Annotated in this window: 10 protein-coding genes; all 10 read left to right on the top strand. The window is 72.7% G+C overall.

The features are described from left to right. Positions 1-58: 58 nt before the first annotated feature. The 10 genes from metG to B1H50_RS03510 all read left to right on the top strand — a co-directional run bounded on the left by metG (position 59) and on the right by B1H50_RS03510 (position 13,261). Entirely contained in the window at positions 59-1,918 is a 1,860-nt protein-coding gene (gene metG, locus B1H50_RS03555; protein WP_080462422.1) for a methionine--tRNA ligase, read from the top strand. Then, entirely contained in the window at positions 1,915-2,877 is a 963-nt protein-coding gene (locus B1H50_RS03550) for a TatD family hydrolase (protein WP_080462421.1), read from the top strand. The genes metG and B1H50_RS03550 overlap by 4 nt, the downstream gene beginning before the upstream one ends. 164 nt (positions 2,878-3,041) lie before the next feature. Continuing rightward, positions 3,042-3,983, top strand: a complete 942-nt coding sequence (locus tag B1H50_RS03545) for a G5 domain-containing protein (protein WP_080462420.1) — start codon at positions 3,042-3,044, stop codon at positions 3,981-3,983. Positions 3,984-4,155: 172 nt separating this feature from the next. After that, entirely contained in the window at positions 4,156-5,022 is an 867-nt protein-coding gene (locus tag B1H50_RS03540) for an aggregation-promoting factor C-terminal-like domain-containing protein (protein ID WP_080462419.1), read from the top strand. A 209-nt stretch (positions 5,023-5,231) separates the two neighbouring features. After that, positions 5,232-5,975, top strand: a complete 744-nt coding sequence (locus tag B1H50_RS03535; RefSeq protein WP_080462418.1) for a resuscitation-promoting factor — start codon at positions 5,232-5,234, stop codon at positions 5,973-5,975. A gap of 137 nt (positions 5,976-6,112) precedes the next feature. Continuing rightward, positions 6,113-7,102, top strand: a complete 990-nt coding sequence (gene rsmA, locus B1H50_RS03530; protein WP_080462417.1) for a 16S rRNA (adenine(1518)-N(6)/adenine(1519)-N(6))-dimethyltransferase RsmA — start codon at positions 6,113-6,115, stop codon at positions 7,100-7,102. Continuing rightward, on the top strand, positions 7,099-8,085 hold the full coding sequence (locus B1H50_RS03525) for a 4-(cytidine 5'-diphospho)-2-C-methyl-D-erythritol kinase (RefSeq protein WP_080462416.1): 987 nt from the start codon (positions 7,099-7,101) through the stop codon (positions 8,083-8,085). The genes rsmA and B1H50_RS03525 overlap by 4 nt, the downstream gene beginning before the upstream one ends. Continuing rightward, positions 8,085-10,031, top strand: coding sequence for an ABC-F family ATP-binding cassette domain-containing protein (locus B1H50_RS03520; protein WP_080462415.1), 1,947 nt, complete (start codon positions 8,085-8,087; stop codon positions 10,029-10,031). Before B1H50_RS03525 ends, B1H50_RS03520 begins: the two co-directional genes overlap by 1 nt. Before the next feature lie 96 nt (positions 10,032-10,127). Continuing rightward, positions 10,128-11,852 carry an FHA domain-containing protein gene (locus B1H50_RS03515; protein WP_080462414.1) on the top strand — a complete coding sequence of 575 codons (1,725 nt, stop codon included), beginning with the start codon at positions 10,128-10,130 and terminating at the stop codon, positions 11,850-11,852. Beyond that, complete coding sequence (locus B1H50_RS03510) at positions 11,852-13,261, top strand: serine/threonine-protein kinase (protein WP_080462413.1); 1,410 nt, start codon at positions 11,852-11,854, stop codon at positions 13,259-13,261. Before B1H50_RS03515 ends, B1H50_RS03510 begins: the two co-directional genes overlap by 1 nt. The last annotated feature ends 126 nt before the right edge of the window (positions 13,262-13,387 follow it).

The following is a 13,387-nucleotide window of genomic DNA, read 5'->3' as shown; positions in this document are numbered from 1 at the left end:
TCCTAGCGCCCCGATACCACCATACGGCGCCGCGCGCACGAGCGGATAGGCTTGGCCCATGAGCCACATCCTGTCCGCCGTCGCCTGGCCCTACGCCAACGGCCCCCGCCACATCGGCCACGTCGCCGGTTTCGGTGTCCCCTCCGACGTCTTCTCCCGCTACATGCGCATGGCCGGGCACGACGTCCTCATGGTCTCGGGCACTGATGAGCACGGCACCCCCATCCTCGTGGCCGCGGATGCCGAGGGCGTGAGCGCCCGTGAGCTCGCCGACCGCAACAACCGGCTCATCGTCGAGGACCTCGTCGCCCTCGGCCTGTCCTACGACCTCTTCACCCGCACGACGGCGGGCAACCACTACCGGGTGGTCCAGGAGATGTTCCGTACTGTGCGGGACAACGGCTACATGGTCGAGCAGGTCACCCGCTCCGCCATCAGCCCCTCGACCGGCCGTACTCTGCCCGACCGCTACATCGAGGGCACCTGCCCGATCTGCGGCGCCGACGGCGCCCGCGGCGACCAGTGCGACACCTGCGGCAACCAGCTCGACCCCACCGACCTGATCAACCCGCACTCGCGGATCAACGGCGAGACCCCCGAGTTCATCGACTCCACCCACTACTTCCTCGACCTGCCCGCCCTGGCCGACGCCCTGGGCGACTGGCTCGACGAGCGCGAGGCCTCGGGCACGTGGCGCCCCAACGTCATCCGCTTCTCCAAGAACATCCTGGCCGAGATCCGCCCCCGCGCCATGACGCGCGACATCGACTGGGGCATCCCCGTTCCCGGCTGGGAGGACCAGCCCTCCAAGCGCCTCTACGTCTGGTTCGACGCCGTCATCGGCTACCTGTCCGCCTCCATCGAATGGGCGCGCCGCACCGGCGACGCCGAGGCATGGAAGCGGTGGTGGGCCGACCCCAATGCCCTGTCCTACTACTTCATGGGCAAGGACAACATCGTCTTCCACTCCCAGATCTGGCCCGCCGAGCTGCTCGGCTACAACGGTCAGGGCAGCCGCGCAGGCCTGCCCGGCGTCGGCCCCGGAGCGCTCGGCGCGCTCAACCTGCCCACCGAGGTGGTCTCCAGCGAATTCCTCACCATGGAGGGCAAGAAGTTCTCCTCCTCCCACGGCATCGTCATCTACGTGCGCGACTTCCTGGAGCGCTACCAGGCCGACGCCCTGCGCTACTTCATCTGCGCCGCAGGTCCTGAGACCGCCGACGCCGACTTCACCTGGGCCGAGTTCGTGCGCCGCACCAATTCCGAGCTCGTCGCCGGCTGGGGCAACCTCGTCAACCGCACCGCCACCATGATCCACAAGCGCTTCGGCGCCATCCCCGCCCCCGGCGAGTGGGCCGAAGAGGACACTGCGCTCCTGGACGCCATCGAGGCCGGGTTCGACGCCGTCGGCGACCTCATCCGCGCCCACCGGCAGAAGGCCGCCCTCGCCGAGGCGATGCGCCTGGTGGGGGAGGTGAACAAGTACATCGCCGACACCCAGCCCTTCAAGCTCAAGGGCGAGGACGAGGCCACCCAGGCGCGGCTCGCGACCATCCTGCACACCCTCGCCCAGGCGGTCGCCGATCTCAACCTCATGCTCTCGCCCTTCCTGCCACACGCCGCCAACGACGTCGACCGCGTCCTGGGCGGCGCAGGTCGGATCGCCCCCATGCCGCGCATCGAGGAGGCGGACGAGCTCGACCCCGAGGTCCTGCCCGCCGACTTCGACGGGCGCACCGGCTACCCCATCATCACCGGCGACTACACCGGGGCGCCGACCTGGGGGAGGCACAAGGTCGCCGTCGGCATCCCGATCGCCAAGCCCGCCCCCGTATTCGCCAAGCTCGACGAGTCCATCGTTGAGCAGGAGCTGGCCCGCTACGCCGACTCCGCCCCCGATGACGTCACCGGGGCATGAGCCGCTCTCACCGCGGCCCTGGGGAGCGGTCCTGGCCGCCCGCCGACGCAGTCGCGCCCCTGGCGGCGCCCGTCACCGACAACCACACGCACCTGCCCGTGCCCGGGTTGGCGCCCAGTGGTCCCGGGGCTGATGCGCCGCTGAGCGCGGCCGAGCTCGTCGAGCGGGCCGCGGAGCGCGGCATCACCCGCATCATCACCTCCGCCTGCGAGACGCCCACCTGGGAGGGCTCGCTGGGCCTGGCCCGCGATCTGCCCGGGGTGCGCGTGGCGCTGGCCATCCACCCCAACGAGGCCGTTCTGCACGCGGGGGTGCGCGAAACGGGGCCCGACGGCCTGGAGCCGCGAGTCGAGAAGCACCACGCCGAGCCCCTCGACGAGGCCATGAGCCGCCTCGAGGCGCTCATCCGAGGAGCGGGGGCCGCCGTCGTCGCCGTGGGGGAGACCGGCATGGACCTCTTCCGCACCGGTGAGCGCGGTGCCGCCGTCCAGCGCGAGGCCTTCCGAGCCCACATCGCCCTGGCCAAGGAGCTCGACCTGCCCCTGCAGATCCACGACCGCGACGCCCACGAGGACTGCGTCGGGATCCTCCTGGCCGACGGCGCCCCCGAGCGCACGGTGCTCCACTGCTTCAGCGGCGGGGCGGCACTCGCCCGGGCCTGCGTGGAGAACCACTGGTACGCCTCCATCGCCGGCCCCCTCACCTACCCCTCCAACGGCGCGCTGCGCGACGCCGTCGCCGCCCTGCCCGACGACCTCCTCCTCGTGGAGACCGACGCCCCTTACCTGCCGCCCAAGGCATGGCGCGGCCGTCCCAACGCCGGCTACCTCATGGGGGACACCGTCCGCTTCCTCGCCGAGCAGCGGGGCCTGGACGAGCGCGCCATGTGCGAGCGCCTCGAGAGCACGACCATCGAGGTCTACGGGCACTGGCCCAGCGCGGCGCCGGCCTCGCGCTGAGGGTGCCGCTGGTCCCGGGCCTGTCAAGGCGCATGCGCCCAAGGACCGATGACCCTCATTGAACGATCAGGTCGCGGCGGGGGCGATGTGATGAGGAGCATTGCCCACAAGACGGGGTGTCGGCTAGCGTGGCACCTGTCCCCGAATGATAGGAAGTCGATACCGTGGGTCGTCACTCCGACAGTAGTTCCCTGAGCACCACTTTCACCGAACTCGGAGCGCTCGCAGCCCGGTCCCTGGCCTCGGATCGCAGCGCGGGCCACGGCCGCAGGCGAGCCGAGGGCCCCGCGCGCACCTCGATGGCCCCCGTCATGATGAGGGCCGGTGGCGTCGCCACCGCACTGTCGATCGCCGTCTCCGGGAGCGCCTGGGCCGCCGTCAATGCCCACGAGGACACCGCCGACGACTCCGGATCTCCCGCGATGGCCGCGCTCGGATCCACTGTCAGCGAGGAGGCATCCTCTCAGGACGCCTCCGCCGGCGCGTCCTCCAGTGATCCGAGCGGCGCCGTCACCACCACGGGCACCGAGACTGTCTCCACCCTCACCGAGGACGTTGCCGACCCGCACACATCCTCGCAGAAGGAGAGCGTCGGCCTCGCCGCCGGGGAGAAGAAGATCGAGACCGCCGGCGTCGACGGTGTCACCCGCGTCACCTACCGTGTCGTCAGCGTCGACGGCCAGGAGATCTCCCGCGAGATGGTCTCGAGCGTCGCCGTCACCAAGCGCGTCGACGAGGTCGTCGTCGTCGGCAAGGGCACCCCCCAGGACGTTGCCATCGCCCAGGCGGGCGACGGCAAGACGAAGGCCTCCGCCCAGGCGATCGGAAAGGCCCTGCTGTCCTCCTATGGCTGGGGCGAGGACCAGTACGCCTGCCTCGACAACCTGTGGACCCGCGAGTCCCAGTGGGACTACCAGGCCGTCAACCCCTCATCCGGGGCCTATGGGATCCCGCAGTCCCTGCCCGGTGAGAAGATGGGCTCGGTGTCCAGTGACTGGGCCTCCAACCCCACTACCCAGATCAAGTGGGGTCTGGGCTACATCAAGGAGCGCTACGGCAACCCCTGCGCCGCTTGGGCCCACTCCGAGGCCACCAACTGGTACTGAGCCGACCGACGCCGGGCCGCGGCTGATGCGGCCCCACCCGGGTCGGCGCGGTCGGCAGTCTGAATCTGCTGCGCTGTGATCGCGCCCTCGCGCATGTGACTGGCCTCAATGGAAACGGTCGGCGCGCGTCCGTTAGCGTGAGGGCAGTCAAGCCCATGGAAGGAGGAGTCACGTGACTCCCGCCCCCCGCAAGCACATCCTCGTCCGCTCCGGCGCGCTCGCCGCAGCCGTCGCCGCGAGCGTCTCCGGAGGTGCCTACGCCGCCGTCGAGTCCACCGGCAACGAATCCCTGCCGCTGCCCTCCCCCACCGGCGGTGACATCGCGCAGGCCGCCGAGGCCCCCGCCCCCGAGCCCGACTCGACCTCCGCGATCGGCGGCGAGGTCCCCGAGGCGGAGGGCGCCGCCACCAGCGCGGAGAACGTCGTCGTTGAGGACGTCACCGACGCCCACGGCTCCACCGAGGAGGAGACCGACCAGCTCCCCAAGGGGGAGAAGAAGGTCAAGACGGCCGGCGTCGACGGCGTCACCCGCACCGTCTCCCGCGTGGTCACCGCCGCTGACGGCACGGAGCTCTCCCGTGAGGTCGTCTCCACCGTCACCGTGACCGCCAAGGTCGATGAGGTCGTCCTCGTGGGCACCAAGGAGGAGGCCTCCCAGGCCGCGCCGACGGCCGGCGCCGCGAGCGGCAAAGCCGGCGGTGCGGCGTCGGCGCCCCCGGCGGCCTCCGGGACCGACGCGGCCAGCGCGCAGGCGACCGCCCGCTCCATGATGGGCGCCTACGGCTGGGGTGACAGCGAGTTCTCCTGCCTCGTGAGCCTGTGGAATCGCGAATCCGGTTGGAACTACCAGGCGCAGAACGCCTCTTCGGGCGCCTACGGCATCCCGCAGGCCCTGCCCGGCAGCAAGATGGCCTCGGCCGGCTCGGACTGGCAGACCAACCCCGCCACCCAGATCAACTGGGGCCTGGGCTACATTCAGGGCCGCTACGGCAGCCCCTGCGCCGCCTGGTCCCACTCCGAGAGGACTGGCTGGTACTGACCCTCCCCCTTCCCCTCGCCGAGACCGGTCGAAAATAGGAGCGAAACCGGTTCCCTCTTCGCAGGCGGCGCCGTCGGCCCGTCGTGAGCCGGTCTGTGGTTCCCCGGCTGCCTCAGCGAGACGGCGCTTGGGCGTGACCGGCTCAATAGTGCGGCGCACGGCTCCTCGGGTAGCGTCACCACCACATCCCACCCCGAGGAGCGAATCCCATGACTTCGCGAAACCCTGACGGCCGAGCCTCCGCCCTGAGGGCCGGCGCCATCGCCGTCGCCGTCGGCCTGCTCGTCCCCGGCGGCGCCTATGCCGCTGTGGCCACCACGAGCGCCTCAGCGCAGAACGCCGATCAGGCCAGTGCCGTTGAGGACGACCCCGGCATCGCCTCGCTCGGCAGTGCTTATGAGGCCGCCAGCACCTCCGCGACCGAGGAATCGCTCGTCGTCGAGGACACCACTGAGGCGCACGGCTCCACCGAGGAGGAGACCGACCAGCTCCCCAAGGGGGAGAAGAAGGCCAAGACGGCGGGCGTCGACGGCGTCACCCGCGTCACCTACCGCGTCATCAGCACCGGCGGCGTGGAGGTGTCCCGCGAGGTCGTGTCGTCCGTGGTCGTGACCGCGAAAGTCGATGAGGTCGTCCTCGTGGGCACCAAGGAGGCCGCGGCCACTCCGAGCAGCGCCGACTCCTCCCCGGGATCATCGCAGAGCGCGGCCGCGCCCGCCGATGACGGCAGTCTTGACGACGACTTCCAGCGGCTCGCCCAATGCGAGTCCGGTGGCGACCCGCGTGCCGTCAACCCCGCCGGGTACTACGGGCTCTACCAGTTCTCCCTGGACACTTGGGCCTCTGTGGGCGGCACCGGCAACCCCATCGACGCCAGTCCCGAGGAGCAGACCATGCGCGCCAAGATCCTCCAGCGGCGCTCCGGATGGAGCCAGTGGGGATGCGGGCACTGATGCGCTGAGGCGCGCGGAGCGCTTGCCTCGCGCTCAGGGCGCGGTGGTGCCGCCCATGGCGCACTGGGCCGGTCTCGCTCCTGATTTCGACCGGTCTCGGCGAGGGGGTGGGGCGGGGCGCCGGTAGGCTTGGGCTCATGCCCGATACGACACCCCAGGCCGGCGCTGGACTGCTCGGCCCCGCCGAGATCCGGGGACTGGCCGCCACCCTCGGCGTCCGCCCCACTAAGACCCTCGGGCAGAACTTCGTCCACGACGCGGGGACCGTGCGCCGCATCGTGCGCTCCGCGGGCGTCGAGCCGGGCGAGTCCGTCCTCGAGATCGGCCCGGGCCTCGGCTCCCTCACCCTGGCGCTCCTGGAGGCCGGGGCTCGCGTCGTCGCCGTCGAGATCGACCCCCTGCTCGCCCGCGCCCTGCCGGCGACCATCGCCGACCGGATGCCCGGCGCCGCCGAGCGCCTGAGCGTCATCAACGCCGACGCCCTGGCCATCACCGGCCTCGAATCGCTGGGGCTCGCCCGGCCCGACGACGGCGCGGCGCCAGACCCCGCGGCTCCTGCCCCCGCCGCCCCCACCCGGCTCGTGGCCAACCTGCCCTACAACGTCGCCGTCCCCGTGCTCCTCTCCGTGCTCGCCGCTCTGCCGTCGATCCGCTCGGCCACCGTCATGGTCCAGGCCGAGGTCGCCGACCGGCTCGCCGCCGCCCCCGGCAGCCGCACCTACGGCGTCCCCTCGGCCAAGACCGCCTGGTACGCCGCCGCCCGCCGCACCATCACCATCGGGCGCACCGTCTTCTGGCCCGTCCCCGGGGTCGACTCCGCGCTCGTCGAGCTCACCCGCCGCGAGCCCCCCGCCACGGCCTCCAGCCGGGAGGAGGTCTTCGCCGTCGTCGACGCCGCCTTCGCCCAGCGCCGCAAGACCCTCCGCCAGGCCCTCGCCACGCTGGCCGGGAGCCCCGGTGCCGCCGAGGCCGCCTGCCGGCGCGCCGGCATCGACCCCGCGCTGCGCGGCGAGCGCCTCGACATCGCCGCCTTCGCGGCCCTCGCCGAGGCCCTCGCCGCCCCTGAGGCGCCGGCCGCCGCCCCGACGGCCCCCACCAGCAGCACCGCCCCTGAGGAGAAGCGATGAACCACCTGCGCGCCGTCCCCGACCCGGACGCCACCGGCCCCCGCGCGGGCTCCGCGACCTCCGTGCGCGTCGAGGCCCCCGGCAAGGTCAACCTGTTCCTATCCGTCGGCGCCCCCCGCCCCGACGGCTACCACCCCCTGACCACCGTCTTTCAAGCCGTGCGCCTCATCGAGACCGTCACCGCGCGCCGCCAGGCCCTCGACGCGCGCGGCCGCATCACCCTCACCCTCGCCGATCCCGACGACGCCGTCCCCACCGACGAGCGCAACCTCGTCGTGCGTGCCGCCCGCCTCCTCGCCGAGGCCACCGGCGTGACCGAGGGCGTCGACCTCCTCCTGCGCAAGCGGGTGCCCGTGGCGGGGGGCATGGCCGGGGGCAGCGCCGACGCCGCTGCAGCACTGCTCGCCTGCAACCACCTGTGGGGCACCGGCCTGGGACTGGGCGATCTTCTCGACCTGGCGGCCCGGCTCGGCGCCGACGTCCCCTTCCCCCTCATGGGCGCCACGGCGCTCGGCCACGGCGTCGGCGATCGCCTCACCCCCCTCATGGGGCGCGGCACCTACCAGTGGGTGTTCGCCCTGGCCCGCGAGGGCCTGTCCACCCCGGCCGTCTTCGCCCGCTTCGACGAGCTCAGCGCCGCCAGCGCCGGAGGAGCCGGGGCCCCGGCCGCCCCCGCCGAGGTCCCCGAGGCCCTCACAGCCGCCCTGCGCGCCGGCGATGCCGCGGCCCTCGGCGACTGTTTGGCCAACGATCTTCAGGAGGCCGCCCTTGACCTGCGCCCCGAGCTCGCCGAAGTCATCGAGACCGCCGAGCGGGCCGGGGCCCTGCGCGCCATCGTCTCCGGCTCCGGGCCCACCATCGCCGCACTCGCCCCCGACTCGGCCACCGCCCAGCGCGTCGCCCGGGCTCTTTGCGCCTCGGGCGCCTGCGCCGACGTCGTACGCGCCGACGCCCCCGTCGCCGGGGCCCGGGTGGTGGGCTGATGGCGCACCTGCTGGGCATCGAGGACCTGCGCATCATCGTCGGGTCGCGCACCCTCCTCGACGGCGTCCGCCTCGGCATCGAGGATGGCACCCGCGTGGGTGTCCTGGGCCCCAACGGCGCCGGCAAATCCACCCTCCTCGCGGCCCTGGCCGACAGGCGCGAACCCGACGGCGGCCGCATCACACGCGCCGGGGACCTCAGCGTCGCTCTGCTGACCCAGTCCGACGACTTCACCCCCGGCACCACCGTCACCCGTGCCGTCCACGGCGACGCCCCCGAGCACGAATGGGCCTCCGATCCCACCATCCGCGACATCCACACGGGCCTGCTCGCCGACGTCGCCCCCTCCGCCGACGTCACCGCCCTGTCCGGCGGGCAGCGGCGCCGCGTCGCCCTGGCCGCAGTCCTCACCGCCGACGCCCGGGTCGTGCTCCTTGACGAGCCCACCAACCACCTCGATGTCGAAGGCGTCGACTGGCTCGCCCGGCATCTCAGTGCTCGCTTCTCCGGGCGGCGCGCCGGGGTCGGGGCGCTCGTCGTCGTCACCCACGACCGCTGGTTCCTCGACGCCATCTGCACCAACGTGTGGGAGGTCGTCCCCGGCATCGACCCCGGCGGCGACCGCCCCCAGATCCCCGGGCGTATCGAGACCTACGACGGCGGCTACGCGGCCTACGTCCTGGCCCGCGCCGAGCGCGCCCGCCAGGCCGCGGTCGCCGCCGCCAAGCGCGACAACCTCCTGCGCAAGGAGCTCGCCTGGCTGCGGCGGGGCGCTCCGGCCCGCACCTCCAAGCCCCGCTTCCGCATCGAGGCCGCCGAGGCGCTCATCGCCGACGTGCCCCCGCCGCGCGACACCGTCCAACTCGCCGCCATGGCCACCGCCCGCCTGGGCAAGAAGGTCATCGACCTGGAGGACGTGAGTCTCAGCTACCCGGGGAGTGGCGGCGGGGCCGTGCCGGGCGAGCTCGGAGCGGCCCCGGCCGACGGCGCCGCTCCCGCAGAGGTCCTGCGCCATGTCACCTGGCGCCTGGCCCCCGGCGAGCGCGTCGGCATCGTCGGCGTCAACGGCGCGGGCAAGACCACCCTCCTCAGGCTCCTCGAGGGTGGCCTCGAGCCCACCTCCGGGCGGGTGGCCCGCGGCAAGACGGTCGCCGTCGCAACCCTGTCCCAGTCCACTCACGAGCTCGACGCCCTGGCCGACCTGCGCGTCGTCGAGGCCGTCGCCCAGGTGGGGGAGCGCGTCGCGGTCGGCGGCAAGGAGCTCACCGCCTCTCAGCTCGTCGAGCGCCTCGGCTTCACCCGCCAGCGCGCCTGGACGCGCGTCGGCGAGATATCCGGAGGGGAGCGGCGCCGCCTCCAACTGCTGCGCCTGCTCATGACCGAGCCCAATGTCCTCCTCCTGGACGAGCCCACCAACGACCTCGACACCGATACCCTCGCCGCTGTCGAGGACATCCTCGATACCTTCCCGGGCACGCTCGTCGTCGTCTCCCACGACCGCTACCTCCTCGAGCGCGTCACCGACCACCAGGTCGCCGTCCTCGGGGACGGGCAGGTGCGCGACCTGCCCGGTGGGGTCGAGGAGTATCTCGAGCTGCGCCGAGTCGCGGCCGACGGCGCTGGGCGGGGCGTCGTCGTCGGGGCGCGCGATCGCTCCGGCTCCGACCATCCCGGCGACGACGGACGACCCGGCCGATCCGCACAGCCCGCGCTCACCGGCGCCCAGCGCCGCGAGGCCACCAAGGCCCTCGGGCGGATCGAGCGCAGGATGGAGCGCGCCGCCCGCCGCATCGAGGATCTCCATGCCCGCCTCGAGGAGGTCTCGGCCGACCCCGCGCGCCTGGGCGAGTTGGCCGGCCTGGGACGCGAGCTCGCCCAGGCCCAGGTCGAGCACGCGGCCCTGGAAGAGGCGTGGATAGATGCTGCCGAATCGTTGGAGTCCTGACTCGGCTCCTCGCCCGACTTGCCCTTACGATGGTCGGGACGCAACGGCCCGGTGCCGAGCCTGAGGGTCAGGCCGGCTGGCCCAAGAGGAGGTCCTGTGCGCGAGGCTGCAGGCACGATCGGCGAGGCCCGCTGGGGCGCTGGCGACTGGCACGGAATCATCACACCGCGCGCCGCCCTCATCCTGCCCCCGGTCATCCCCATGCCGATCGTCGAGCGGCTCTGGCGGGACCTCCACGGGGACGGTCTGACGACGGCGGCCGTCCTGTGGGATGTCATTTCCAGCGTCGTCGCCCGTACGGGTGACCGGCCCGATTTCGCCTTCGTCCTCTTCGAGCCCGACGGGAACCGACACGTGGCCGTGCGGGGGCGCGGGGTCGTGCGCACCTCCCACGGGGATGTCGCCTCGGGCCCCACCTCCACGTGGACCGAGACCATCGTCCAGCCCTCCGACACCCTGGTCCTGCTCACTCCGGACACCGGCGACGGCATCATGCGGCCCCTGGCTGACGGCATCGCGCCGGTCAGCGTCGTGGCGCTGCCCGCGCTCGCGGAGGAGGAGCGGCCCGAGGGCGCGTCCATCGTCCACGACGCGGCCAGCCTCCCCCGCCGGGCTGAGGCCTCCGGCCCCTCCCCCGCCACGAGCCGCCCCACCGCCGATGTCCTCACCGGTGCCCCTGTCTCCGCCCCATCAGCGGCGCCGGTCGCCGCATCGGCCGGGCCGGCTCCGTCCACCGCGCCGCCGGTGCAGGCGGGCCGGCCGGAGACTCTGCCCGAGCCCGCCGTGGAATCCACGCTCGCGGTTCCCTTCGACCCCGCCGCAATCCTCGCCGGCGTCGACCAGCAGGGCGTCCCCGTGATCGACGGCGTCCCCGCGACTCTGCCCGAGCCCGCCGTGGAATCCACGCTCGCGGTTCCCTTCGACCCCGCCGCAATCCTCGCCGGTATGAATCAGGGCTCGACCCCCGCCGAGGCAGGGGGCTGGACAGCCTCCGAGCCGGCGGTGACGGCCGGCACCGCGCCAGCCCCGTCCGCAGGCTCCGCGCCCCTCCACTCGGCATCAGCGACTTCGGCGCCCGCCGTGCCCTCGGCCCCGATCGCCGCCTCGGGCCCCGCGGCCCTCTCCGCGGACATGCCCGCCCAGACCGGCCCGGGCATCGCGGCGCCCCCCGGCCTCGCCGTCGGCCCCGAGTCCACCGGTGAGTCCTCCCTCACCAGACCCGCGCCCCTCAAGCGCGGGGACCACGATGGCTCCACAGTGGCGGAGCTCCCGGGCGATCTCCTCGAGGAGATCCACGCGGCTCGCTCCGAGCTGGCCGAGCTCCCCACGCCGGACCGCAGTGGCCCCATCCCATCCCATGGCGCGCGCGTTCTGTCCGCCTTCTGCGCGAACTCGCACCCCAACCCCACTCACCTCGTGGCCTGCCGCGTCTGCGGGGCGCCCCTGGAGGGGCCCGTTCGGCTCGCGCCGCGGCCCGTGCTCGGCAGCCTCGTCCTGTCCGACGGGCGCGTCCTGTCACTCGGCGGGCCCATCGTGCTGGGGCGGCGGCCCTCGGCCGACCGCGTCGCCACCTTCGATGCCGGCTTCCCCACCTGCATCAAGGTATCCAGTCCGGATCGGCAGATCTCCCGCAACCATCTCCTCATCGACATTGACGAGTGGTCGGTCCTCGCCCGCGACCTGTCCAACACCAACGGCACGGTCCTGCTGCGGGAGGGCTCCGCCCCGGTCCACCTGTCCCGTGTGGAGACCACCATCCTGCGCAGTGGGGACGTGCTCGAGCTCGGTGAGGGAGTCACTGCGCGCTTCGAGGCCGCCTGATGGCCTCCCAGATCGACTCGCCCCCGCATATCGCCGGACTCAAGCACCTCCGCGTCCTCGGTTCGGGCGGATACTCCACCGTCCATCTCTACGAGCAGCAGGTGCCCCGCCGCGAGATCGCGGTCAAGGTCATGCGCGGCCCCTCCTCGGATCTCTTCCAGTCCGAGGCCGAGCTCATGGCCCGCGTCTCCAGCCACCCGGCGATCCTGTCGCTCTTCGGCGCCGGCGTCACCGAGGACGGGTTCGCCTACATCGTCATGGAGTACTGCCCGCCGCCCCAGTTGTGGACCGTGGCGCGCCGTCGGCCCCTGAGCATCGCCGATGCCCTGCGCACCATCATCCAGATCTCCGGCGCCGTCGAGACCGCCCATCGGGCCGGCATCATCCACCGCGATATCAAGCCCGCGAACATCCTGCTGACCGCCTACCGCCGGCCCGTCCTGGCCGACTTCGGCATCTCTTCCGTGGCCGGTGACGCCAACCAGGCCACTCGGGGGCTCTCCGTGCCCTGGGCTCCGCCCGAGCAGCTCATCGACGCCGCCAACCCGCATCCCTCGGCCGACGTCTACTCCTTGGCGGCCACCTGCTACTCCCTCCTTTCCGGGCGAAGCCCCTTCGGCTCGGTCGGCCAGAAGGACGACATCTTCCAGCTCTCCCGGAAGATCATCTCCGACCCCGTGCCGCCCCTCCAGCGCCCCGATGCCCCCGAGGCCCTCAAGAGGGTCCTCGAGGTCGCCATGGACAAGAGTCCCATGCAGCGCTACCCCAGCGCCCTGGCCTTGGGCCGTGCTCTGCAGGAGATCGAGTCGTCCCTCAACCTCCCGCCCACCACCATCGATCTTCTTCAAGACTCCCTCGACGGGTCCGAGGACGTCGGTGACGACGATGATTCCGGTACCCGCATCGCCGTCTTCTCCCGCGTGACCACTCCGACCCAGGCGCCCCCCGCCGCTCCGGAGGAGGACGACTCCGAGGAGACCGAGGAGGAGGCGCCCAGGAGGTCCTTCGTCGTCCCCGGCCTCATCGGGGCGGCCGCGATCGCGGTGGCTTCCGTGGGCGGCTACGTCGTGTGGAGCACTCCCGGCGAGGAGAGGCCTCCGGGCAGTTTCGCGACCATCCAGGCCGACCAGGCCGCTCCGCTGAAGGAGACCGCTCCCGCGCCTCAGGGCCTCGCCGGCGAGCTCACCGCTGATGGCACCGTCCGCTTCACCTGGTCGGCTCCGGCGGCCGACTGGGCGGGGGAGTACCAGTACCGTCAGTGGCGGGGCGCGGTCCCCACCTGGGAGACGACCGCTGACACCTCCGCCGTGCTGCCCGCGGGCCAGACCTGCATCGAGGTCGTGGCCGTGCGTGACGACCGCCGGGCCTCCAACCCCGTCCATGCCTGCGTCGACGCCCCGACCCCCTGAGCCTTCCTCCCCCTTTCTCCCCTTTCATCGAGACCGGTCGAAAATAGGAGCGAGACCGGTCCGCGGACCGGTCTCGCTCCTATTTTCGACCGGTCTCGCGAGGGGGGCGGCGTGGGCGGGGCGGGT

Source organism: Actinomyces gaoshouyii, from assembly GCF_002072175.1.
Lineage (GTDB): Bacteria > Actinomycetota > Actinomycetes > Actinomycetales > Actinomycetaceae > Actinomyces > Actinomyces gaoshouyii.
This window is presented reverse-complemented; position numbering and strand designations above follow the sequence as displayed.